Raw genomic sequence first — 23,119 nt, forward strand, 5'->3', positions numbered from 1 at the left:
CCACTCCAGAAAACTTGGCTTCGAATTTCACTGTGCCTGATGGCTGTCGGTCGAACCTTACGCAAGACTTTTCACCAGCGACTCCCGACTTCACGCGTGAGAACATCCTTGGCGTCTCCATACGCGTCGCCGCCAAATTGTTCTCCAGCCTTGTCTCCGAGGTCTACGAAGGTGGCTGCCAGGTAGTTCAATCGGAAATTCCTTGCGGCCTTGTCCATTGCGTCGGCCGCCTTCACCACATCGGGATTCCCATCGAACTCGGCGCGCATGCTCTTGGCGAACTTGCTCGCACTGGCGACCTCTGCCTCGCCGCTCAGCAGGCGGTCCAGTCGGGTCGTCCCGGGCCGTGTTTCCTTGGCCCCGATCTGGCGCAGCGCATCCTTCGCGCGCACTGCTTTCGCGCCGCGGGCCGAGTCTGTGCCGTATCGCATGATGTTCTTGTCGAGCAACTTGCGCAGATTCGCGTACCGCTGGAACCGTCCCGCCCTACTGGCCGACTTGAGCGTTGTCGCTGCGGCCTTCACGCCCTTCATCGCGACGCTGCCGAATCCCAGCGTCGCCAGCGCGAAGACGTCCATGGCGACGTCCGCCCAGCTCCCGTCACCGGAGAGGGCCAACAACGTGTGCCCGACGCCGACTAGCGCTGTGAGGCTGAGAGTGGTCACCGTGATGAGGGTCGCCAGCCATCCGACTGGCGTGAAGAGGAGGGCGATAACCCCGATAATGGTTGCTGCCCAACTCAGGATTTCAACGACGGTTTTGATCGTTTCCGCATGCTCGTGCACCCAGTCCTTGAAATTCTCCCACCCGCTGTCCTTGATGATGTCCGAGATATCTTTGTCGATGTTCTCGGCGTAATGCTGGGCGCGGGAGTTGCGGTCTGAGATGACCTGGTTGAGCTGCTTGTGATACGCCACCAAGTGGCTGTTGGGGTCGGACTCCGCCGACGCCTTCTTGTCGTCGTCCTTGCCGTCCTTCTTGGCCTCGGCTTCCTTCTTCTTCACGTCGGCAGCGTGTTCCTCGTCGGCCTGCTTCGCGGCTCGGAGGACGCCGTCGGCCCGTTCCTGGAAGCCTTCCAGCTCGTTGGCCCAACTGCCGAGGTCGCCGACCACACGTTCGTAGCGGCCCGCCGTCTCGCGGAAGCGCTTTTCGAGCTCGCCGGACTTCTCGCGGATCTTGTCGGCGTACTTGCCCTGCAACGCGTCGCCGTCGGCGGCCTTGCGCAGGATCGCAGCCTGGTCGCGGAGGGTCGAGGCGAGGTCCTTCATCCTGCGGACCTCGTCGCGGATGTCTTCCGGATCGCCGGGAATCGGGTCCTTCTCTGCCAGCGGATGCCAGTCGACCGGTCGGCGCCTGCCCTTACCTGCAGCCATCGGTCAGTTTCCCCCTTTTTGTCCGCGCTTCTTCTCGCTCGCATTCTTGAGATCGAGGTCCAGCTTCTCGAAGCTCGTGAGCGCGGTCTCTACGTGCTGGCTCAAGTCCTTGACGTTGTCGAGAAGTTCACGCCGATAGTTGTCCCAGTTGCTGACGAACTGGTCCATCTTGCCAGCGATGCTGTCATGGCCCCAGATGTCATGGATGTCGTCGCGGTGTTTGTCGATGCCATTGAGGGCTTTGTTGATGTCCCTCAGATTTGTCTTCGAAGACTCCAGAAGTTTGTAGTCGACTACCAGGCGGTCGTGCTCCCCCATGGCCCCTCCGTTTGCACTTACTCTGACTCAGACGGAAGCCCTCCAGGCGGCAGGCGCGGGCGCTGTCGTAGCAGCGGGCACATCGCAGGATCTCCCGTCAGGCTGGCGTTGAACCACTCGGCGGCGGCGTTGACCGGCTGGTGTCAACCGCCCCATGGATTGAGTGACGTCCACAAGGAGCAGTTGAATTGTGACGTTCGGTTTGGATATGCCTTCCAGCCTTTCTGTTCGCTCTCAGCGCCGTCACCTGTTTACGGACTGGATCTCCTGGACGGTGACGTTCTGCTCGTTGCCGAAGGTGCCGTTGGGGAGGTCGCCGCCGGCGCCGCCGGTGCCGGTCCAGGCGATGTCCCAAGTGATGGTGGCCCGGAGCTTGTACGTGCCGTCGCCGGAGGAGCGAAGGTACTTGACCCCGCACGGCGGTGTCTCGTCGGACTTGCCCTTGGCGTAGGGCTCGCCGATGGAGTCGTCGGCGTTGATGGCGCACTCGCCGGAGGCCGGGTAGGTCTCGGCGTCCTCGGTGCCCGGCTCCAGCTTGAGGGAGACCGGCTTGGCGGTGGTGGTGGCCTGGATGTTGAAGCCAGGGACATTGATGGCCGCCGTGGCCTGGACCTCGTCGAAGACGGCCTTGTCGAGCCAGGCCCAGGTCGGCAGGTTCACCTTGGTGGTGGCCTCAGGCGCGAGGGTGACTTCGGTGTCGGGAAGCTCCATGTGCTGGTAGGCGAGGGCTGCGAGTATCTCCGGGGTGATGGCCTCTTCGTACTGGGGCGGCGGGGCCTCGCCGTTCTCGACCCAGAAGGGGAGGTCCGTGCACGAGTTCCGCTTGAGAAAGTCCGGCTCGTTGGGGTTCTCGACGCCGGCCCAGAACATTCCCTTGCCATCGTTCTCGACGTTGTAGTCCTTGTAGCCGGGACTTCCGGTCCAGCCGAAGCCGTCTTCGTAGTGGCGCTTCTTCTCGCCGATCGCCGAACCCGCGGTCCCACCCATCCCGGGTGTGTTCAGCTCCCGCTCGATGTCCTTGGACATCTTCTCCTTGAAGTCCTTGGCTCCGAGGTAGGGGGCGTACCAGCAGGGAGGCGGCGTCCAGTTGACGTCGGAGGGCGTCACGTTGCCAGTGCCGCCGTTTTTGGCGACGGATCCGGAGTACTGGATGCGGGCGGCGGCGTAGATGCCGGTCTTGTCGCCGCCGCCCTGTTGTTCCGTGCCGCCGCCCTTCCCGAAGTCCACCGGCTCTGCCGCGGCGTTGGGTGCTGTGAGGATGAGAGCGCTGACCGAAAGGGTCAGGGCAGCAGTGCTGGTGCCGAGGACCGTACGTCGTGACCTGTTCACCGGCACCTCTCCGCCGACGTCTCGACGAACACCTTGGATGCCTGCCACAGGCCATCACCCGTGGGGAACTTGACCATGACAACCTTGTAGTAGCCGAAGTCCTTGAGGCTTGGCTCGGTCTTGAGGACCTTCCCCGTTTTGACCTCTTTGCCATAGAACTTTCCGGTATCCGCGCAGAACGCTACCTCTACGGATTTGCCGTTCGGGGCGGACCGTGTGGTGGCATCGTAGTGACGACGGGTGCCGGTGGCGGTCCAGCCGCCCTTGATCCACTCGTTGATCTGTACCTGCGCGTAGTGGAGCCCCTCGCCGGTGGCGTAGGCAGTCACGGCCGCGTCCTTGGTCGTGCGCTTGTCGACGCCCCGATAGATGGCGCGGAGGTAGTTCGCGGCATCATCCATCGCAGCCGCTTCGTTCTTGTCCTTCGGCTTGTCCCAGTCGAAGACCAGGTTCATGTCCTTCGGCAGGGACACATCCACGCCGTCCGGCTTGTCTTCCGCTGGTGCCCCCGAGGGTGATGCCGACTCCTTCGGTGTCTCCCCTCCCCGGTCGGCGCCGGCGATCTTGTCGTTGCCGCTGGACTTGTCGTCCCCGCTACCGCAGGCCGTCAACAGCAGTGCTGCCGTTGCCACCAGTGCGGCAGCAACGGGCAATGGGCGGCGCTTCACAGTGGCTCCCGGTGAGAAACAGAAGTTCAGTTAGGGCACTGACGGTACCGGTGAGGTTTCCGGTTTCACCAGAGCGAACTTCCGTGGAGACAGGGGCAATTCGGGATGTACGGGGCTCCGGCAGGTGGGGCTGTGTCCTGATCGTGCCCACAGGGGACGGCCCCGGATGCCACCCCGTGGGGCGGCAGGGAGCCTTGGTTCTGGGGGCGATTAGATCCTCGACTCCCTCGCACGCTTCTGCCGACGGATCTCCGGCGCAGGACACTAGTCCTTCCCGTGCCAGTGAGCCGGTGTGGCCACGGCGATTGTGGGGGGCGTGCTGTACGGGTCGCATCGGCCAGACCGGTCACCCCCGTAAACTGCTGACGCAACAGCGGACGATCACACCGGTTGCCACGTGCGATCGGCAACTCGGCCGGGAGGCCGATGAGTTCGCAAACAGGGAGCCACGGGGGTTGGCCCTGCGGTGTTGTGAGAGGGAGCGGCTTCATGGCCAAGGACCTTGACATCACATATCAGGACATGCGGGAAGCTGCCAAGCATGTCGTGAAGGAGAAGGAAAAGCTCCAGGAGAAGCTCGAGGGCCTCCGCAAGTACATCAACAACCTCGTGCAGTCCGGCTACGTCACGAAGAGCTCGTCCAAGGCGTTCGACGAGAACTTCGACGAGTTCGTGCAGGGCACGAAGACCACGCTGGACGGTCTCGACGGCATGGGTGACTACCTGACCATGGCTGCCGACAAGTTCGAGCAGATCGATGAGGAGCTGGCCAAGCAGGCTCGCAAGTGACTTCCTGTTGCAGGTTGTGGGGCGGTGTGGTGAGGTGCGCGGGCGCCTTGCCAGATCGTCAGTCTTGAGGATCGACAGCGCGGTACAGCGGGGGCGTCATGTCTGGTGAGGGTGACCACACTCGGGCCGATCTCGATGTGATCAAAGAGATGGGGACCGGGCTCAGTAACGTCAAGAAGGCATTTGATGGCCTGGACAAGTTGAGCGGAAAATACGGGGATGACTTCGGGCACGAGGGACTGGCCGACAAGTTCGAAGATTTTGCCAGCAACTGGGAGATCACCCGGGAGAAGCTGACGAAGGAAGTCGAGGCCTTGGCGAAGATCGCCAAGACGGCTGCCAAGGCCTACGAGGACATTGATCACGGCTTGGCCGAGGCAATCCGCGACGCGCGGAAGCCGAAGCCTGCCAAGAGGGGGAAGTAGGCCATGTCGGGACGGCCTCGTGACTGGCATCCGGTTGCAGACAGTGATCCTATCCCTGGTGATCCTGATCGAATCGCTACACTCGGCCGCCAACTCCGAAAGACCGCCGAAGAGTTGGAACGGCAAATCCGAAACCTCAAGGCGGTCAGCGAAGTCGACTCCTGGGACAGTAAGGCAGGTAATGAGTTCCGCGCGAAGGCGAAGGGGAATGTCAAGAAGCTAGAAGCCGCGCTGAAGCGGTACGACACCGCGGCGGATGCTCTGGGAACCAGAGTGACGGAGATGGACGGTGGATACCAGGCCAAGCTCCATGCCAAGCCCACTGATTATGCATCGGATCTAAACCGAGCGCAGGAGATCGCCGACGCAGCCCTCAAGGATGCCAAGGATGCAGAAGAGCGCAAGGGTGCGGCTGAACGTAGCTTGGATAGTCTTTCGGAGAAGGATAAAGGTGACAAGAAGAAGCTGGAGGAGCAGCGGGATACTGCCGGAGATGAAATTTCCGCGGCGAGAGAGAAGATCGCCCAGGCTAAGGAGATCCGTGACAACGCGGCCAAGCGGGCGTCAGATGCTATTGAATCCGTCATTAGCGATGACTCACTGAAGGACGGTTTCTGGGACAAGCTAGACAAATGGGTAGACGTTATCGGCACATGGGCGGAAGAATGGGCTACCTATTTCGGAGTTGCAGCACTTGCGGTCGGTTGGATCCCCGTCATCGGGCAAGCACTGGCCGGTGTGCTCGGTGCAGCAGCAACCATCCTGACGTTGATCAGCACAGTCGCCACGATCATCCAGGTAATCCGAGGCGACAAGGGCCTGAAGGATCTTGCGTTCACCGTCCTCGGACTTGCCATGATGGGCGTCGGGAAGGCCTTCGCGAAGATCGCTGGGAAGTATGCGCAGCAAGCCATCAGGTCGATGGATAAGGCAAGAGCTGCGAAAACCCCGAACCAGCGGCGTCGGGCAGAGAAGGCAATAAACAAGGCCGCAGGATCTACAGTGAGGACTTTCAAGGAAGACTTCAAGAATAAGCTGGGCGCATTCAAGCTGGAGCCGGGGGAGTGGCGTAAATCCATGATCGAGCCGTTCACCGAACCCTTCTCGAAAGTTTGGGTTGACAATTTTAAGACTCTCAAACCCTTCGCCGGTAACTATCAGGGGGCATGGCGCCAGACGGTAGTCCGAGGTGACGGTAACGCCTTGCTTGGTGCGGGGCGGTCCTTTTCTTTGGCGGACCCGGGCGTTGCCTCGGACTTGAAAGAAATCAAGTTCGCGTCCCAGGGATTGGACAGTCTTGGTTCGGTCAATAGAATCTCACGCAATGCCACTGGCCTCTCCTTGGTAGGTGCAGGGGTCACGTCCGTGGGAATGGCATTGGATAGCAATCTGAATCCACTCTTGAACTGAGAGGATATGATGGTGAATGCTCACGAAGTAGGATCTTCGGTTGGCGACTATGAGACCCGGTTCGATTTCCAGTCAGGATGGATCGACCTGACACTGGATAATGGGGTCCATGCCGAGGCGCTTGGGTTGGCCGGTGCAGCCATGGAGCGTTTCAATCCCCTTGAGCGAACGGTAAGTGACCGTGATTTGCTCAATGACCTGGTTGACAGGGCTCTTTTTCTCAGTTCAGATCAACCGGATCTAGCGGCCGCTTACTATACTCCTGGCGGGATCGGGCTTGCTGACCTGCGGGTAGATTCGTACGCGGATGAGGGAGTCCCCAGGCCGTCGCCGGCCGAGATGACGCCCCTCCTCCTCGACTGGTCGAACGCCAAGGTTGTCGGCGATCCAGAGGTCAGATACCTGGACCTGGAGGCGGGGCCTGCCGTCCGAGTCCAGGCCATTTTGAAGGTCAAGCGCATGCTGGGCTTCGGATCTCAGTTGACCGAGTTCATCAAGTACGCCGTATTTCCACCGGATGTGCGATACGTGGTTGTAGTTACGGTTACTTGGCGGAGCATGGCCGAGTCCGACGAAGTCGTACGGCTGACCGATGATTTGGTTTCCACCATGAGGCAAGTGCCGGTGGGCGCCGAGGGGAACGAGCTGGGCTCGACTGATTGATTGGGATGCATGTGAAGACTGCTGAAGACTTCTCCTCGGCTCCGACGGACTACAACCTGCTCGTCCCTGACGGTTGGTTTCAGATCTCCCTCGATCCAGAGGAGCGTGATCGAAGCATCATTGCCCTTACCGAGTTGCAGTTCCGAGGCGTGGACAATGCCCCGCACCTCAAGCAAGAGCTGATGCGCGATCTGCAGAAAAGGGCGAAAAGCGCATACGGAATCGGTGGTACGGAGCTTTACCTCTCGCTGCTCACCGCCGGGCCTGTGCCCTTGGCCTCCTCGCTGCTCATCAGCGTCCCGGCCGCTGACGAGTGGCCTGCCTGCTCGGACGCGGAGGAGCTGGCGGCACACCTAGCTGAACGGAAGCCCTGGGAGGACGCTGAACTAGGGGTGAAAAAGTTGGAGGCGGCGGGCAAAGCCGTAAGAGTCCGGCGTCGTGATGCACCCGATCCCGAGAACCAGATGGGAAACACTCTTCCGACTACGACAGTCACGTATTACGTGCCAATCCCGGCCACCAAGCGCTGGCTCATGCTGAACTTTTCGACTCCGGTGGATCCCCTGGCAGATCAGATGGTGGATCTCTTCGACACGGTGGCAGGCACGTTGCACTGGGAGTAGCAGCACCTGTATGTCGAGCCGTGCTGAGCCTCATGACCTCGTCGACGTACGTCCCGTGTCAAGGTTGCGAGGGACGTCCGGATCTGCCGCTGAACTTTGACGGCGAATGTAGGCAACGGAAAGCCAGATGACTACGCCGATCGTCGCCACGGTGGAAAGAAGGCCGATGGCCCAGAGCCAAGGGTAGTTGCTGAACACCCAGCTAGGAGAAGAAGAGGCTCCCCGACCCCACTTTCCTGTGTCCTGGGCGTTATAGACCAGGCTCGCATAGGGTGCGAGCGCAATCGTGGCCAAAGCGCCCACCACGGTGTTGGTCACAGTGCGCACTGGATGCGCCCTCCAGGACTTCCATTTCATATGTCCCAGACACAGCACCGACAGCACCGCGAGGCACGGTCCGCCTATGCCGACACACACCGCGAAGCCATAGGCGCCGCCCGGCAACTCTTCGGCTGCCCACTGCCATGTATCGTCGCCCCAGAGTATGTCAAAGGTGGCCAGCAGGATGATGAGGCCGACAATCCCCAAGCCGATGGAGCAGCCGAGGATGGAAACCTGACTGCTCTCCGACTTTCTGGATGAGCCGGGCTTTCGTGGCTGTCGTTCGTAGTTCAATGGCGACGCTGATGCCCGGCGGCGTCGTGGCTTTGCGGATCCTCCCATTGTGTGACCTCCTCCTGTTGCTTGCTCTTTGTTGACTGGATTAAAGATCGCATACCGTACAGACGTCCTGCAGGCGGCATCAGTCAAGGCGCGGGCATAGCCCGCAGAATGGTGGCGTGCATTGAGAATGAATTCGAATTGGGTCCGTCGTCGGTCGCTTGGGGCATGATCGGCGGCCTGCGGGTGGTGGAGCCGCAGGCCGCCCGCCGGGTCAGCGATTGACAGCCTGGATCTCCTGGACTGTGACTGACTGATCGGCTCCGAAAGTGCCGTCGGGGAGTTTACCGCCGGCACCGCCGGTGCCCGTCCAGGTGATCTGCCATGTGACCGTAGCCCGCAGATTGAAGGCGCCATCGCCGGAGGAGCGTAGGTACTGAACGCCGCAGGGGGGATCAAGTTCGGCCTTGCCCTTGGCGTAGGGCTCGCCGATCGACCCGTCGTCGTTGATGGAGCACTCACCTGATGCGGGATAGGTCCTGGCTTCCGCCGTGCCCGGCTCCAACTTGAGCGAGACCGGTTTGGCGGTGGTGGTCGCCTGGATGTTCAGGCCGCCGGCATTCAGTTGGGCGGTGACGGAGACCTCTTTGAACTGAGCTTTGTCCAGCCACGCCCATGTCGGCAAGTTGACCTTGGTCGCCGCAGCAGGGGCCAGCGTGACTTCGGTCGTCGGCAACTGAACACGGTTGTATGCGAGTTCCGCGAGCACCTGCGGAGTGACGGCGTTCTCGACCGGTGGTGCGTCTCCGTTCTCGACCCAGAAGGGGGCCCTGTCACAGACCTGAGCTTCCGGTTCCATCCAACGGTCCTCGTCACGGACGGCGACCCACCAGTTGCCCTCGTCCTTCTTGTCGAGGTTGTAATTCTCGTACTCGCCGTCCTTGTACTTGTTTCGGAACTGGCCGACGGATGCCTTGGCGTAGCTAGCTTGGCCCGGCATGTTGACCGTCTCGTTGTAGTTGTCCTCGACGTGCTTCGCGAATTCCTCCGCGGAGCGCGGTTCGTACCAGCAGGCAGGCGGGGTCAGTCCCCGACTGGCGTAACGGACTCGGATGCTCCGGCTCCACCTCGTGTGGAGCCGGAGAACGTGATGCGGGACTCAAGGGTGCCGTTGCTGCTAGAACCCTTCTGCTGCACGCGAGCTCCCTCGTTGCCGCTGCCGAGGTCTATGTCGGCGTGAGTGACAGGGGAGATGGACATGCAGGTGGCAGTGAGAACTGCGAGGGGGAGCCAGCGACGGGCCGGTCTCACGGCGTGCATGCTTTGTTTCCCCTCTCGGAGTTGAGCACTGCGGTCTGCCACACGCCCTTGGCGTTCTTCTCAAGTCGCGTGGAGTAGAGGAGGTAGGACCTGTCCGTTACAGGAGTCTTGTCAGCCTTGCCCGATTCTCTGTCCTTCACGAATGCCTTGCCCTCGAAGGAGCAGTACGTGAGTGTTGCCCTGCTTGTTGCGTACAGATCCACGCGAGGGTTGAAGTAGCGGGTCTCACCGGTCATGGACTTCTTGGCGTCGGCGAATTCCTTGACCCACTGCGAGGCCCCTACGAGAGCGTCCCCTTTGTAGTAGTAGCCCAAGACCGGCTCGTCGGTGTCGCCCTGGGTGATGGCGTAGGCCAGTGCGTCGATGCGCCGGGAGGCGTCTGTCAGAACGGCGTCCTTTGTGGCGTCGCCGGTCTTCCAGCCTTCGAAGACATTGGTGACATCGTTGGGCAACGTGATCTTCGGCCGCTGAGCCGAGTTCGAGGCGGTCGCGTGGGGCGAAGCAGTGTCATCGGTGCCGCCGACACCTGCGATCTTGTCGTTGGCTTTGGAGTCCGCGTCCCCGCTACCGCAGGCCGTCAACAGCAGTGCCGCAGTCGCCGCAAGCGCGGCAGCAACGGGCAATGGGCGGCGCTTCACAGTGGCTCCCCGTGAGAAACAGAGTTCAGTTAGGGCACTGACGGTACCGGTGAGGTTTCCTGTTTCACCAGAGCGAACTTCCTGGAAGAGACGGGCAATCCAGATGTATGGGACTCTCGCCGGGGGGTGATGGAGTGGGGCCGATGAACCTCCGCCGAGGATCAATGGTCGCTAGTGTGAATCCCGCTTCGCAAATGTTGCACAACTGCACAAGGGTCTCGCGACGCTTGGATCGACGCCCGCCCCTCATGGGATCATCCGTTGTCATGCCGATGATCTACCTCTGAGGACGAGCACCATGCTGACCGCGCACCGGAGGGTGGCCGCGGCCTGCCTCCTTACTGCTGTCACCTTCTCTGTGGCTGGTTGCAGCAGCGGTTCGGACGACGGATCGATCAGCGACAAGATTGCGGGAGCGGATGCGGGGGAGTCGGGGTCGTCTGCGCCGTCCGCGTCCGCTTCGGCCGACAAGGATGCGCCGACCTTCGACTTTCCGACGGATGTCAAGGTGAGCGTGGAGAGGGAGCCGACGGGGGACCCTGCGAAGGACGCGATCCTGCGGGATGTCGCCTACTCGGCCGAGGCCCGCCTCGAGGGCTTCGTCAAGGGGGATGGCCGAGCCGCCAACCTGAACCGCTACTTCACCGGGCCTGCCCTGACCTACTGGAACAAGCGGATCACGGCCGTGAAGCAGCAGGGGCTGACGAGCACGGGCTCCTATCGCTACTACGACTTCGAGGTCACGGATATCGCCAACGAAAAGACGGCGGCGGTCCGTTACTGCGAAGACCAGCGGAAGGCGTACTCCAAGGAGATCAAGACCGGCAAGGTTCGGCGCACGCAGCCGAGCAACGACGACTTCGTCGAGACCACGCTTCAGGCTGCGAAGAACTCTCGCGGTGACTGGCAGGTGCAGCAGACGAGCTGGAAGAAGGCGGCGGCATCGTGCGTGCAGAGGTGAGCTCCATCGGTCCGGCGCTGAGGGCGGTCGCGGGCTTGGTCTTCGTCGTGGCGGCGATGGCCAGTTCCCCGGTGTACGCGGTCGACGAGTTCAACGGAGACGGGGATCAGGGAGGCTCCGCTACCGAGCAGCCGGAGGCGAACAAGGGCGCTGACTCCGGCAAGGGCTCCATCGGAGCCCACATCCGCATCAACCAGGACGTGACCGTCAAGGAGGCCCAGGCCGTGAACCGAGCAAGTGGCATGAGCCATGGCTGAGGGCGTGGTTCGAGCCGGGCGGGGTGGGCCGGAGGTTTGGTGGCGAGCCGACGTCGTCCGATGGTCGGTGTTCAACCTTGCTTGCGCAGGTGGCTCCTTGGGACTCGCCTGGCTCAGCCCCGTCGTGCCGTTGTGGACGCCGCTGCGCGCGGTGGCCCTGCTCCTCGCCTGGATCGTGCTGCCCCTGGCATCGGTTCTCGTGCCGGTCGTGCTGTTGCGGAGGGTTCCGCGCAAGCAGCGGAAGGTCGCGTGGCAGCTCGTCGTTCCCGTCGTGGCGGGGGTGGCGCTGGGCATTTTCGGTACCGGAGCCGGTGATCAGGCCGCCCTGTCCGAGCGGGGCGAGTGGGCCGACGCCGTGGTCGTGCGCAAGGACAGCACCAAGACCAACTACTGTGGCCTACGGATGGTCGGCGGCCGCGAGATCTCTCCCTCGCTCTCGGAGGGGAACGGGTGCCGGGACTGGGTGGAGGTTGGTTACAAACTGCGTGTCCGATACGACCCCGCAGGCGTCGCCGGCCCGGCCACCGATGTGGAGCGCAGCTCGGACGCCGGACTCCTTACGGTTCTTTTCGGCCTCGCGGTCGTGATGGGCACATGGGGCGGCGTGCGGCAGAGTCGGTGGGACAGGGAGTACGTCCCGGCGTGAGCGGACGTCGTGCTCAGTACATCGCTTCCTTCTGCACCTCGATCTGCCTGAACTGCACCCACCGCCCCAGCCGTTCGTATCGCCCTGCCACCACGAACAGCACGAACGGCGCCGGAAGCCCGACCAGGGCCACAGCCCACACCGGCAGGAGCCACCCCAGTTGGGACACGCACAGGCAGCAGGCCAGGATCGCCGCTGCCGTGCGGGCGAATGACCTGGCGTCGTCGGTCATCCTGCGGCGGCTGTCCGCCGAGTTCGTGATCAGGGCGCCGGCGCGCATGCCCAAGGCGGCACCCGCCAGTGCGCCCCAGAGGAGGCCGCCAGGCAGGAACATCGCCGGGTAGCCGTCGTGGGGAAAGCTGAAGTTGAGGCCGGAGATCAGGCCTGTGACCGCGCCGAGGAAGGTGCAGCAGAGCACGGTGACCGCGGTGAGTTGGTCTCGGATCTGGGTGGAGAGGGGGCTGTCGTTGTCGCTTCGTACCTCTCTCACCTCACGGAAGACGCCGCCCGAACCGACGACGAACACCGGCGTGCCGATCACCATCAGGATCGCGCCTCCGAACAAGCCTCCCTCCTTGCCCGGGGCGTCCGGAGCCGGGAAGAAGTCCCGTACCTGCCATGCCACCGCCGCCATCAGTACGACGTACAGCCAGTAGCTAGCGATCAGCGCCCAGCCCGCGCCGATCCGGGCACGTCGTGCGAGTGCCAGGGGAGTGTGCAAGAGGCCTGCGACGGGGATGGCGATCAGGGCCCAGACGAAGATGAAGGCGTCCGAGGCACGGTCCTCGGCCCGGACCCTCTCGAAGAGTTCAGGGACGGCGGAGAGGCCGAGTCGCTCCGGTGTCGCCGTCAGCAGCAACGCCAGGACCAGGGAGGCGGCCCCCGCCGTGGTGCCGGCTGCGATCCGCGCGGACTTGCCCCGCCGGGTCGGTGTCCCGCTCGCCCCTCCGTCCCTCACCGTGGTCATCCGTCTCCCTCTCCTGTGAAGCTCGCGGTTCCGCCCCTACAGCCAGAGCCCCGAAACTACGCTCGCGCCCCATGCGTAACTGACACCCGGCTCAACCAGCAGGTCGACCTCGGCACGCTCTCCGCCGGGTGCCGCGCGGTGAGGGCACCAACTACCCGGTCGTGGGCTCCGGCAGCCGCGAGGGACTGTCGCAGCAGGACCGAAAGGAACTGAACACCGGCTCGACCGAGGGGCGCCGTACCGACTCGGATCCTGCTGCAGACCGGGGCGAACGGCACGACGATGCTCAGCCGAGTTCTCGCTGGGCGGCCTCGACCTGCTCGTGCGGACCGTGGAACGCAACACCGGCGTGCACATCGACCACTACGCGGAGATCGGCTTCGCCGGTTTCGTGGGGTGGTGGACGCGGTCGGCGGCGTGGACCTGTGCCTGGACAAGCCCGTGCGGGACGAGGACTCCGGCGCCGACCTGCCCGTCGGCTGCCAGACCCTCGACCCGCGCTGAGGCGCTGGCCTTCGTACGGCAGCGCAAGCAAGGGGACCTGGGCCGCACCCACAACCAGCAGAAGTTCCTCGCCGCCCTCGCCCGCAAGGTCGTCAGGGCAGCGCGGTGAAGTGGGACGACCGGCGGGCCCGCGCCCTGTTCCCGGCCCCGCGCGACGACCGGCCGCCCGGCTGATCAACCCGCCTCGGCGCGACGCGAGTTGAACCCATCCAGCGGTGACGCCAGCGACCCGTACCCCGTCGCCGACCACACGCTCCGCGCGGCCGGGAGCTCGAAGTAGGGGACGGTACGGCCGTCCCCGTCCCTGTCCGTGAGCACGTCCGGGGCGCGGCGGTCCCGCAGCGCGTCCGCGCAGTCCTGGCACACCGCCACGTCGAGCCGGTCCCGGCGGCCCAGCGGACGCCAGCCGGTGCGGAGGGCGGCACGGCCGTGCAGGGGGTGGAAGAAACAGAGGGGAAGGCCGGGGGAGCCGGACAGGGCGTCGCGGCCCTCCTGCGCCAGGGCCAGGGCGCCCGCCAGGTCCGGCATGCCACGGGCCTCGTCGAGGACCCTCCCTGCGGCGGCGTACGCGTCGAGGGCCTGCTGGAGATCCGCTGTCGTGGAGACGTCGGCCGCCTGCGTCGCCTCGCCGAGAGCCAGCACCTCCGCCTCCGCCCGGCGCCGCAGCTCCGCCTCGTCGGCCGCGCGGGCCGTGGCGAACACCAGCTGGGGAAAGGCCGGAACGGCCGAAGCGGCCCTGCGGGAACGGGAGCGGAGCAGGGCGCGGGTCGCGAGCGCGGTCAGGGCCAGGGCCGGTACGGCTGCCAGGGGCCACAGCCACCAGCGCGAGTCGCCGGGCTGCCCGGGGTTCGGCTTCCTTGCGGGGGCGGCGTCGTTCAGGTCGTTCATCGCCTCCTCGTACCGCTGTGCGCCCTTCCCCTCCGCCACCAGCTCCACCGCCTTGGCGGTCAGGTCGGCCAGCCCCGCGTCCCGTGTCTCGTCCAGGAATCCGACGGCGGCCACGGCGTCTCGGGCCTGGTGGGTGTCGGCGGGCCACTCGTAGCCGTTCAGGGTGTCCGGGAAGTCGCCGTCCGTCGTGATCAGGATGAGGTCCCGCTGGTCCGGGATCCGGTCGCGGACGATCGCGGCCAGGACGTCGGACTCGCCGTCGAACGCGTCGCCCTTGGTGAGCGGCGTGAGAACGACCTTGATCGGCAGGCCCGTCCGGCGGATCCGGTCCGCCAACTGCCGCTGCCGGGAGCGCGGTACGGCATCGGCGTACGCCTCGTCGACGTAGACGGGCGAGGTGCGCAGGGCCTCGGCGATGCGCTGACCGGCGCTCGGGGCGCCGCCGTCCGCCGCACGGGCCGGCGTGGTGGTGAGCGCCGCCAGCAGCAGGGCCGCGAGGACGGTGATCACGCGCTTGACGTCAGTGGACACCTGCGGTCTCCCTCACCTTGTCGATGAACCGGGCGATTCCGCCGGGTACGGCGGACAGGGGGCCGTCGGTCGCGTCGTAGTACGGCGGCCGGCCGCCGTCACCGGGCGCGGAGCCGGGCAGCTTCAGCAACCTGCCCGGGATACCGCCGGGTTGGGCGATGGCCGTGTCACGGCAGGACTCGCAGACGGGGAGCAGGCGCCGCCTGCGGTTGTGTGCCGATACGCGCACGCGGTGACGGCTGACGGCGGGCCCGTGCAGGGGGTTGACGCCGCAGCACAGGTCGTAGGAGTCGCCGGTGAGCGCGGCCCGGCCCGCCCGGGCGAGCACGACGACGGCGGCCAGGGTCGCGGGACCCGCCCCCGGCCTCCGGGCGCGGTCGGGGTCGCCGTCGAGGAGGAGCAGCGCCGCGTCGAGGCAGTCCCAGGCGCGGGGGTGCCCGTCCGGCTCGGTGAACTCCCTCGTGAAAGCCCTGAGTTCCGCCTGCGCAGTACGCCTGAGGTAGGACGCCGACGGCTCGTTCGGGGAGGTGAGGGGCAGGAGGCGGGCCGGGTCGGGGGCGGGCGAGCGCCGCCGCCGCAGGCCGGTGACGATCCACGTCGCCCCGGCCACGACACCGGACAGCAGGACTGCCAGGAAGGCGCCCACGAACAGGCCTGGCCAGAAGTCGGTGGCGAAGAGGGGCGGGAGGGCCTTCTCGGCGGCGGGACTCGGGGCAGCGGCCGGCGAGGGTTCCGATCCGGGCCGGTCCGTGCGCGGGGTCTCGTCGAGGAAGGCCATCAGCCGGTCGAGGCGCTCGCCGAGGAGGTGGTCGTCGGCCTCGTCCGCCCTGCTGTCGCCGAACGTGACGGAGTCCGGCAGCTCGAAGGACAGGTGGTTGGTGTCCAGGCGCAGGCCGTGGTTGTAGAAGTCGATCGTGCCGTCGTCGGGATCGGCGACCACGTACAGGCCGTCCTGGCGCACCTTGGCGTGCACCGCCGCGGCGAACAGCATCGAGTCACCGGCCGACTCGCTCCCGGGGGTCTGCGGCACGACCGAGACGAAGACCGGTCCGCCCCCTTCGGAACGCCGGAAGTCCCGGATCTGCTCGTGCAGCCGGTCCAGTCGGCGGGCGTCGAGCACCCGCGGGCTCTCCGGATCGGCGTACACGGGGTCCTGCTTGAGGCCTGCCGCCACCCGTTCGACGCGGGCGGACAGGTCGGCGGGGGTGGGCGGTGGCGCCGCGCTGGATGTGGTCTGGTCGAAGACGGTGGTGGCGGTGAGGGCGACGGCGGTGGCGGTGAGGACGGCCGCGCCAGGGACGACCCAGCGGGGGACGCGCCGCTCGGCCCCGGAACGCCGGCGGCGACGCCTCGCGTACCCGGCCGTCAGCAGGATCAGCAGGGGTACGCCGGTGAGCAGGATCCCGGTGAGGAACGACTGGTTGCGGCGGTCGGACGGGCCGATGTACAGGTCGGCGGGTTCGTCGTCCCGGTACTTCTCACGGGCCGCCTCGGCTCGGGCCGTTGCCCTCTCGTCGCCCAGGGACACGACATCGACGAAGCGCTTGAAGCTGAGCAACGGCCCCGCGTCGGCAGGGAGTTCGTAGCGCGTGACGGTCAAGGCGGCGTCGGCCGGCGCGCGCACGCCGTAGGCCGTGGCCTCCGCGACCTCCATGCCGTCGACCAGTACGTACAACCCGTCCCGGCCGAGCCGGTCGTGCACCGCGCCGAGCAACTGCTCACCGGACAGGCTGCTTTGGGCGGGCAGGACCAGGACGTAGGTCGGGACGCCGGTCTTCTTCGCGAGCCTCGCGAAGCCGGAGGCCGCGGACCGGGGGATCTCGCGGGGGAGTTGGTCGGTGACGTGGACCGGGTCTTCGCGGAGGCGGTCGGCGAGGTAGGCGGCCTGGGTGGCGGGGGCGCTGTCCGCCGCCAGGGCCGGGGTGGCGTTTGCGAAGAGAGCCGTCGTCAGCGTACAGAGGGCGAGGAGCAGGAGGAGGACGCGGGACCGGTGTCCGCTCGATGCCCCTGTCCGTGCTGCTTGTTCCCTGTTCGCCGTGACTGCTCTCACCGGTGTGCCCCCCGACGGTCCGATCGCTGTCCGGGCGGCACTCTACTCGGGGCTTCGCGATTCGCTGCAGCGCATCTGCCGGGTCAGCCCAGCTTCGCGTTCTGGGCCTTCACCACCGCCGCCGGGAGCTTCGCGTCGCCCGGCCTGTCCTGGACCATGGCCATGCCGTCCACGGCGACGTAGGCGGCGATGACATCGCCCTTGCGGACGGCCTGGGCGTGCAGGGTGTGGGTGATGCCCTGGAAGGGCATCGTGGCGCGGAAGGCGAGTGACTCGTCACCGGCCTTCGCCACCGGCTCCTCGACGGTCACGGAGTCGTACGTCACCGTGCCGTTCGCCTTCGCCGTGAAGCCGCCGCCGCACGAGTCGACGCCCTTGGCCAGCCCGGCGAACGCGGACTCGGCCTTGCCGGGCGCGTACGTCGTGAGCGTGATGTACGTGAACTTGCTGCCCTGCGGGACATAGTGGGTCAGGTCGCCCTGCGGCTCGCCGAGGGACAGCTGGTTCATCGTGTAGGCCAGTGGGGCGCAGGCCGGCTTCTCGACCGTGACGTCGTCCGGGGACTTGGCGAAGAGGTACTTGTCGTCCCCCTTGTCCCTGGAGGTGGCCTTCACGTCCAGCCCCGGCACGTCCGCCTTCGTGATCATGAGCTTCGCGAGTCGCTCGGCCGGGGTCACCTGCTTCGCCCGTGCGGCGGTGGGCCGGGGTTCACCGGTCGCCGAGTCCGGGTCGGCGCTGCCGCCGCACGCGGTGAGGGACAGCAGGGACAGGGTGGAGACGGCGAGCGCGGCTCGCTTCATGGGTCACTCCGTGGGGGGGGAGGGGGACAAAGCGAAGATCATGGCACGGTGAGTCCGGCATCACGTGAGTGAATCGTGTGGGCCTCATGGCCGGTACGTGACGAAGGCCCCGGTCGCCGGACGCCCGTCCACCCGCGGTGGATTCGCTCCCGCACAGCGAACGATGCGTCGGCGTCCCGCCATCAACGGGTTTGTCCAGCCTTGAAGTTGCAGATGGATAACGGTGTGTGTGGTGAGGCGTAGGACGCCGGACGCGCCTTGAGGGGCTTATGTGTGGCTGATACGGTGCGATGGCTTGACACTCACCCCAGTGCTGGCTATTCGCCCAGGTCGGGCGGCTGCGTCCGGCCCGTCCCGCACTTCTCGGTGCGGGGAGGCGCGGGTGAAGTGTCGCATTATGAAGGCAAATTGACAGACATATTCTTGGGTGTACGGGGAGCGGTTGCGTGAAGATCCAAGAGCGTACGGGGGCGGGCGCCGGTCGTTCCGCCGCTCCGGCTCAGCCGTCGGTCGGTGACCGGCTTCCCACACCGCCTCGCGAGCGCAAACCGGCACTGGCCGCGCTCGCGGTGCTGCTCATCCTGGTGGGTGCGCTGGGAGTGACGATGCTCGTGCTCCAGGTCGGTGACCGGGTCGAGGTCGTCAAGGTGACGGACGAGATCCAGGCCGGGGAGTCCGTCGGTGACAACGTGACCTCGGTGATGGTCGCGGCCGACGACAGCATCAACTACATCAAGTGGTCGCAGTTGGGCACGCTGAAGACCCTCAAGGCCAAGTCCACGATCTACAAGGACACGGTCGTGATGGGCCAGATGTTCGCCAAGAAGGCCAGCCTCCCCGCCGGCAAGGCCGCCGTCGGCCTCGCCCTCAAGGAGGGCCAGTACCCGTCTGACATCAAGGCCGGTGACGTCGTCTCCGCCTACCGCGTCAGCACCAGCGGCTCCCCCTCGAACAGCACCGACGACAGCACCGGCTCGAGCGGCACCTCGTCCTCCGGCGGCGCCATCGTCGATGACGCGCGCGTGAACAGCGTCGAGGACGACAGCGACGCCACCGTGAGCACCGGCAACCTCTCGCTCACCGTCCTCGTCGACGAGTCCGACGCGGCCGCGCTCGCCTCCGCGGCGGCCGCGAACCAAGTCGCCATCGTGCACGTCCCCGGCAACTAGAAGGCGGCACCCCACCCATGGCGCTCATCGCTCTCGCCGCCGACAAGGGTTCCCCCGGCGTCACCACCGCGGCCGTCGCCCTCGCGGCGGTCTGGCCGCGGCGCGTCCTGCTCGCCGAGACGGACCCGGCGGGCGGTGACCTCGTCTACCGCAGTGCCGCCGCGCACGGCGGACCGCTCAACCCCAACACCGGCATGCTGTCCATCGCTGCGACCGCACGCCGCGGCCTGGTGCCGGACCAGCTCTGGGACCACGTACAGCCGTTGAGCGGGGGACTGGAGGTGCTCGTCGGGCTCGGTATCGCCGAGCAGGCCGCCGGGCTCGCCGGGCTGTGGCCCACCCTCGGGCACGCCTTCGCCTCCCTCGCCGACTCCCCGAACGCCGCCGCCGACGTCATCGCCGACTGCGGACGCATCAGCGGGGACACCCCTGCCGTCGAGCTGTTCCCGCACGCCTCGCTCGTGCTGCTGCTCTCCCGTACCGAGCCGGAGGCCATCGCCCGCGTCCGCGACCGCGCCGCCGCCCTGGCCGGCAAGCTGCACGGCGGCCCGCGCGGCGCCGCGAGCCTCGCCAACCCGGTGATCGGCGTCGTCCTGATCGCCGACACGGGCAACGCCGGCAAGCTCGCCTCGCAGGTCAACGACATGCTCGTGCACGCCCAGACCGGCGCCCGCGTGGTCGGCACCCTCGCCGACGACCCGGCCGGTGCCGACCAGCTGGCCGGCCGCAGGCGCGGCCGTCTCGACAAGTCGCTGCTGATCCGCTCGGCCCGCAAGGTCGCCGCCGACCTCTACCAGCAGTACGGCGCCGCCTGGGCCGCCTCCGCCCAGGCGAACCAGGTTCAGCAGGCCCACCACGTCCAGCACAACCACCCGGGCCAGATGCAGGGCCACGCGGGGGCCGGCACATGACCGCTGTCGACCACCAGTTGGTCAAGCGGTTCCGCCAGGACGCCGGCGACCGCATCGCCGAGCAGCGCCGACAGGACCAGGTCAACAACGTCACTCCGATGTCCTCGGAGGACGAACGGCAGTACGCCCGTGCCGTCATAGCCCAGATCCTGGAGGAGTACGCCCGCGCCGAGATCAACGCGGGCCGTACGCCGCTGGACGCCGACACCGAGGAGCAGTACGCGGCCGCCGTGCACGCGGCGCTGTTCGGCGTCGGCCGGCTCCAGCCGCTGCTGGACAACCCCGAGGTCGAGAACATCGACATCAACGGGTGCGACCAGGTGTTCGTCGGCTACGCCGACGGACGCGAGGTGAAGGGCGACCCCGTCGCCGAGACCGACGAGGAGCTCATCGAGCTCATCCAGGTCCTCGGCGCCTACTCGGGTCTGTCCTCCCGCCCCTTCGACTCCGCCAACCCCCAGCTCGACCTGCGGCTTCCCGACGGTTCACGTCTGTCGGCCGTGATGGACGTCGCCCGGCGCCCCGCGCTGTCCATCCGCCGCGCGCGCATGGGCAAGGTGTTCATCTCGGACCTCGTCGGCAACGGCACGCTGACCCCCGAGGTCGCCCACTTCCTGGCCTGCGCGGTCCGCGCCCGCAAGAACATCATGATCGCCGGCGCCACCAACGCCGGTAAGACGACGCTCCTGCGCGCCCTCGCCAACGAGATCCCGCCGCACGAGCGCCTCATCACCGTCGAACGGGCCCTGGAGCTCGGGCTCGACACCTTCCCCGACCTGCACCCCAACGTCGTCGCCTTCGAGGAGCGCCTGCCCAACTCCGAGGGCCAGGGCGCCATCTCCATGGCGGAACTGGTGCGACGCTCGCTCCGTATGAACCCCTCCCGCGTCATCGTCGGTGAGGTCCTCGGCGACGAGATCGTCACCATGCTCAACGCGATGTCGCAGGGCAACGACGGCTCGCTGTCCACGATCCACGCCAACAGCTCCAGCGAGGTCTTCAACCGTATTTCCACCTACGCGTTGCAGGCCTCCGAGCGGCTGCCCATCGAGGCCAGCCAGCTGCTGATCGCGGGCGCGGTGAACTTCGTCGTCTTCATCCAGCGGCGCAACGACTTCGGCAACGGCGGCCGCCTCCAGCGCATGGTCACCTCCGTCCGCGAGGTCAACGGCGTCGACGGACGCGTCCTGTCCAGCGAGGTGTTCGCGGAGGCCCCCGACGGCCGGATCGTGCCGCACGCCCCCCTAGCCTGCCTGGAGGAACTGATGGCACACGGCTACCAGCCGTCCGGGACCTGGGGGTGAGCCGGGGATGAACACGACTCTCGCAGTACTCGGCTCGCTCGGCTCCATGGGCGGCCTGTTCTCCACCACCGTCCTGTACTCGATCGGAAGCGGCGTCGCCGTCGGCGGCGGCCTCGCCCTCCTCCTCATCGCCGTACGCGGACTGCCCGCCAAGCCCGACCACGAGAAGCAGAAGGCCGCCGAGCGGTGGAGCGAACTGATCCGCTTCGCCGGCCAGCGCGGCTCGCTCGCCGCCATCGTCGGCCTGGTCGTCCTCGTCCTCACCCGCTGGGCCGTCGCGGGCATCGCGGCCGGCGTGCTCGTCTTCTTCTGGGACCGCCTGTTCGGCGGCGCCGGCGAGGAGCGCGCCGCCATGCGCCGCGTGGAGGCCCTGGCCTCCTGGACGGAGTCCCTGCGCGACACCATCGCCGGCGCGGTGGGCCTGGAGCAGGCCATCCCGGCCTCCGCCCGCGCCGCCGCCCCGGTCCTGCGCCCCCACCTCGACGCCCTCGTCGACCGCCTGCGCGCCCGCACCCCGCTGCCCGAGGCGCTCCAGCACCTAGCCGACGAGATCGACGACGCCTCCGCCGACATCATCGTCGCGGCCCTGATCCTCAACGCCCGCCTGCGCGGACCCGGTCTGCGCCAGGTACTGGGCGCGCTGGCCAAGTCGGCGCGCGAGGAAGTGGACATGCGGCAGCGGGTGATGGCGCAGCGCTCCTCGACCCGCCGGTCCGTGCAGATCGTCGTGGCGGTCTCGATCGCCTTCGTCCTCGGCCTGTCGATCTTCAACCGTGACTTCGTGGAGCCGTACGGCACCGCCGTCGGCCAGCTCGTCCTGGCCTGTGTCTGCGGCCTGTTCGCACTCGGCTTCTGGTGGCTGCGCAAGCTGTCCACCATCGAGACGCCCGAACGCTTCCTGGTCCGGGACGAGGCAGCCGTCCAGTTCGTGCGTCCCAGGACGCCGTCGCAGCAGTCCCAGCAGCAGCTGCCGCAGGAAGAGGGGGCACGCCGGTGAACCTCACGATGCCGCTCGTCGTCGGCGCCGTCATCGGCCTGGGCCTCTACGCCCTCGTACGCGCCCTCATGCCCAGCAAGCGCAGCCCGATCTCGCAGGTCGCGCGGATCGACGCGATGCGGGCCCGCGGCTCGGCCTACGAGTCAGCCCGCACCGAGCGGGAGAAGGGGCGCTTCGGCGCGCTGCGGGCCGAAGTCGGCCTGCGTGTCTCCGAGTTCTACCTCCAGCAGGGCTGGGAGCAGCGCTCGCTGCGCGCGGACCTGGCGGTCCTGGACCGCAGCTGGGAGAAGTTCCTGGCGACGAAGGTGCTGCTGGGTGTGGCGGGCCTGTTCTTCGGCCCGCTCCTGTTCGCCATCGTCTACACGCTCGGCGTCGGCCGGAGCCCGATCATCCCGGTGTGGCTGGCGCTGCTCTTCGCGGTGATCTTCTTCTTCCTGCCCGACCTGGAGGTACGGCGCGACGCGGCCCAGAAGCGGCGCGACCTCAGGCGAGTGATCGGCGCGTACCTCGACCTGGTGTCGATGAGCCTGGCCGGCGGACGCGGTCTGCCCGAGGCCCTGATGGCGGCGGCCGAGATCTCCGACGGCTGGGCCAACCAGCGCATCCGCAACGCCCTCTCCGACGCCCGCATCACCGGCGTCAGCCAGTGGCAGGCGCTCGGACAGCTCGGCGAGGAACTGGGCGTCGAGGAACTCAAGGACCTCTCCGCCTCCCTGGCCCTGGTCGCGGACGACGGTGCGAAGGTGCGCGAGTCCCTCGCGTCGCGGGCCGAGACCATGCGGCACCGGGAGCTCGCGGAGATCGAGGGCAGCGCGGGTGAGAAGTCCCAGTCGATGCTCGTGGCGCAGCTGTTGCTGTGCGCAGGGTTCCTGGTGTTCCTGATCTTTCCGGCGGCGATGCGGGTGTTCCAGGTGCAGTGAGCCGTGCAGTGCGCCGACCTTCACAACTCCAGAGCTTCCCGGAACCGATTTCGAAAGG

Annotated in this window: 24 protein-coding genes and 1 pseudogene; 14 read left to right on the forward strand and 11 right to left on the reverse strand. The window is 66.6% G+C overall.

Features of this window, described 5'->3' with window-relative positions:
• Nucleotides 1-71 precede the first annotated feature (71 nt).
• From HDA41_RS23460 to HDA41_RS23475, 4 genes are all read right to left on the reverse strand, one after another.
• Entirely contained in the window at nucleotides 72-1,373 is a 1,302-nt protein-coding gene (locus HDA41_RS23460; protein WP_184986895.1) for a putative T7SS-secreted protein, read from the reverse strand.
• Nucleotides 1,374-1,376: 3 nt separating this feature from the next.
• The gene (locus HDA41_RS23465; RefSeq protein WP_184986897.1) at nucleotides 1,377-1,691 is read right to left on the reverse strand and encodes a hypothetical protein; all 315 of its coding nucleotides are present in this window, start codon (nucleotides 1,689-1,691) and stop codon (nucleotides 1,377-1,379) included.
• A 243-nt stretch (nucleotides 1,692-1,934) separates the two neighbouring features.
• Nucleotides 1,935-3,026, reverse strand: coding sequence for a hypothetical protein (locus HDA41_RS23470; protein ID WP_184986899.1), 1,092 nt, complete (start codon nucleotides 3,024-3,026; stop codon nucleotides 1,935-1,937).
• Nucleotides 3,017-3,688 (reverse strand): hypothetical protein, encoded by a 672-nt coding sequence (locus HDA41_RS23475; RefSeq protein WP_184986901.1) that lies wholly within the window; start codon nucleotides 3,686-3,688, stop codon nucleotides 3,017-3,019. Before HDA41_RS23475 ends, HDA41_RS23470 begins: the two co-directional genes overlap by 10 nt.
• A 489-nt stretch (nucleotides 3,689-4,177) precedes the next feature.
• On the opposite strand from HDA41_RS23475, the gene HDA41_RS23480 reads away from it, so the two are divergent.
• The 5 genes from HDA41_RS23480 (at nucleotide 4,178) to HDA41_RS23500 (ending at nucleotide 7,598) form a co-directional block, all read left to right on the forward strand.
• Nucleotides 4,178-4,477, forward strand: a complete 300-nt coding sequence (locus HDA41_RS23480; RefSeq protein WP_082319687.1) for a WXG100 family type VII secretion target — start codon at nucleotides 4,178-4,180, stop codon at nucleotides 4,475-4,477.
• A gap of 98 nt (nucleotides 4,478-4,575) precedes the next feature.
• Nucleotides 4,576-4,902 (forward strand): hypothetical protein, encoded by a 327-nt coding sequence (locus HDA41_RS23485; RefSeq protein ID WP_184986903.1) that lies wholly within the window; start codon nucleotides 4,576-4,578, stop codon nucleotides 4,900-4,902.
• A gap of 3 nt (nucleotides 4,903-4,905) precedes the next feature.
• Nucleotides 4,906-6,312 carry a hypothetical protein gene (locus HDA41_RS23490; protein WP_184986905.1) on the forward strand — a complete coding sequence of 469 codons (1,407 nt, stop codon included), beginning with the start codon at nucleotides 4,906-4,908 and terminating at the stop codon, nucleotides 6,310-6,312.
• 12 nt (nucleotides 6,313-6,324) lie between these two features.
• Nucleotides 6,325-6,975, forward strand: a complete 651-nt coding sequence (locus HDA41_RS23495; protein ID WP_184986907.1) for an HAD family hydrolase — start codon at nucleotides 6,325-6,327, stop codon at nucleotides 6,973-6,975.
• Nucleotides 6,976-6,986: 11 nt separating this feature from the next.
• Entirely contained in the window at nucleotides 6,987-7,598 is a 612-nt protein-coding gene (locus HDA41_RS23500; protein WP_230299404.1) for a hypothetical protein, read from the forward strand.
• 30 nt (nucleotides 7,599-7,628) lie between these two features.
• On the opposite strand, the gene HDA41_RS23505 is transcribed toward HDA41_RS23500, so the two are convergent.
• The 3 genes and pseudogenes from HDA41_RS23505 to HDA41_RS23515 form a co-directional block, all read right to left on the reverse strand.
• Complete coding sequence (locus tag HDA41_RS23505; RefSeq protein WP_184986911.1) at nucleotides 7,629-8,213, reverse strand: hypothetical protein; 585 nt, start codon at nucleotides 8,211-8,213, stop codon at nucleotides 7,629-7,631.
• Between the two features lie 259 nt (nucleotides 8,214-8,472).
• A pseudogene (locus HDA41_RS23510) lies at nucleotides 8,473-9,518 on the reverse strand (hypothetical protein).
• Complete coding sequence (locus HDA41_RS23515; protein WP_184986913.1) at nucleotides 9,506-10,156, reverse strand: hypothetical protein; 651 nt, start codon at nucleotides 10,154-10,156, stop codon at nucleotides 9,506-9,508. The pseudogene HDA41_RS23510 and the gene HDA41_RS23515 overlap by 13 nt, the downstream one beginning before the upstream one ends.
• 298 nt (nucleotides 10,157-10,454) lie before the next feature.
• On the opposite strand from HDA41_RS23515, the gene HDA41_RS23520 reads away from it, so the two are divergent.
• The 3 genes from HDA41_RS23520 (at nucleotide 10,455) to HDA41_RS23530 (ending at nucleotide 12,020) form a co-directional block, all read left to right on the forward strand.
• A complete protein-coding gene (locus tag HDA41_RS23520; protein ID WP_184986915.1) occupies nucleotides 10,455-11,117 on the forward strand; it encodes a hypothetical protein in 663 nt (220 codons plus the stop codon).
• Nucleotides 11,102-11,374, forward strand: coding sequence for a hypothetical protein (locus HDA41_RS23525; protein WP_184986917.1), 273 nt, complete (start codon nucleotides 11,102-11,104; stop codon nucleotides 11,372-11,374). Before HDA41_RS23520 ends, HDA41_RS23525 begins: the two co-directional genes overlap by 16 nt.
• Nucleotides 11,375-11,471: 97 nt before the next feature.
• On the forward strand, nucleotides 11,472-12,020 hold the full coding sequence (locus HDA41_RS23530) for a hypothetical protein (protein ID WP_230299405.1): 549 nt from the start codon (nucleotides 11,472-11,474) through the stop codon (nucleotides 12,018-12,020).
• Between the two features lie 13 nt (nucleotides 12,021-12,033).
• Here HDA41_RS23530 and HDA41_RS23535 read toward each other — a convergent pair whose 3' ends face one another.
• Nucleotides 12,034-12,987, reverse strand: coding sequence for a hypothetical protein (locus HDA41_RS23535; RefSeq protein ID WP_184986922.1), 954 nt, complete (start codon nucleotides 12,985-12,987; stop codon nucleotides 12,034-12,036).
• Nucleotides 12,988-13,318: 331 nt separating this feature from the next.
• Here HDA41_RS23535 and HDA41_RS41475 point away from each other — a divergent pair, with 331 nt between their 5' ends.
• Entirely contained in the window at nucleotides 13,319-13,600 is a 282-nt protein-coding gene (locus HDA41_RS41475; protein WP_230299406.1) for an LCP family glycopolymer transferase, read from the forward strand.
• A gap of 65 nt (nucleotides 13,601-13,665) precedes the next feature.
• On the opposite strand, the gene HDA41_RS23545 is transcribed toward HDA41_RS41475, so the two are convergent.
• The 3 genes from HDA41_RS23545 to HDA41_RS23555 form a co-directional block, all read right to left on the reverse strand.
• On the reverse strand, nucleotides 13,666-14,910 hold the full coding sequence (locus HDA41_RS23545) for a hypothetical protein (protein WP_230299407.1): 1,245 nt from the start codon (nucleotides 14,908-14,910) through the stop codon (nucleotides 13,666-13,668).
• Complete coding sequence (locus HDA41_RS23550) at nucleotides 14,900-16,960, reverse strand: hypothetical protein (protein ID WP_184986924.1); 2,061 nt, start codon at nucleotides 16,958-16,960, stop codon at nucleotides 14,900-14,902. Before HDA41_RS23550 ends, HDA41_RS23545 begins: the two co-directional genes overlap by 11 nt.
• 83 nt (nucleotides 16,961-17,043) lie before the next feature.
• Nucleotides 17,044-17,760 carry a hypothetical protein gene (locus HDA41_RS23555; protein ID WP_184986926.1) on the reverse strand — a complete coding sequence of 239 codons (717 nt, stop codon included), beginning with the start codon at nucleotides 17,758-17,760 and terminating at the stop codon, nucleotides 17,044-17,046.
• A gap of 446 nt (nucleotides 17,761-18,206) precedes the next feature.
• Here HDA41_RS23555 and HDA41_RS23560 point away from each other — a divergent pair, with 446 nt between their 5' ends.
• From HDA41_RS23560 to HDA41_RS23580, 5 genes are read left to right on the forward strand one after another with little or no spacing between them, the layout of a single operon-like run.
• Entirely contained in the window at nucleotides 18,207-18,929 is a 723-nt protein-coding gene (locus tag HDA41_RS23560) for a hypothetical protein (RefSeq protein ID WP_184986927.1), read from the forward strand.
• 17 nt (nucleotides 18,930-18,946) lie between these two features.
• A complete protein-coding gene (locus HDA41_RS23565) occupies nucleotides 18,947-19,840 on the forward strand; it encodes a hypothetical protein (RefSeq protein ID WP_184986929.1) in 894 nt (297 codons plus the stop codon).
• Complete coding sequence (locus tag HDA41_RS23570; protein ID WP_184986931.1) at nucleotides 19,837-21,144, forward strand: TadA family conjugal transfer-associated ATPase; 1,308 nt, start codon at nucleotides 19,837-19,839, stop codon at nucleotides 21,142-21,144. The genes HDA41_RS23565 and HDA41_RS23570 overlap by 4 nt, the downstream gene beginning before the upstream one ends.
• A 46-nt stretch (nucleotides 21,145-21,190) precedes the next feature.
• Nucleotides 21,191-22,141: a type II secretion system F family protein gene (locus HDA41_RS23575; RefSeq protein WP_184993667.1), complete on the forward strand. Its 951-nt coding sequence runs from the start codon at nucleotides 21,191-21,193 to the stop codon at nucleotides 22,139-22,141.
• The gene (locus tag HDA41_RS23580; RefSeq protein ID WP_184986933.1) at nucleotides 22,138-23,061 is read left to right on the forward strand and encodes a type II secretion system F family protein; all 924 of its coding nucleotides are present in this window, start codon (nucleotides 22,138-22,140) and stop codon (nucleotides 23,059-23,061) included. The genes HDA41_RS23575 and HDA41_RS23580 overlap by 4 nt, the downstream gene beginning before the upstream one ends.
• Nucleotides 23,062-23,119: the final 58 nt, after the last annotated feature.

Origin of the sequence: Streptomyces caelestis, assembly GCF_014205255.1 — a bacterium.
Lineage (GTDB): Bacteria > Actinomycetota > Actinomycetes > Streptomycetales > Streptomycetaceae > Streptomyces > Streptomyces caelestis.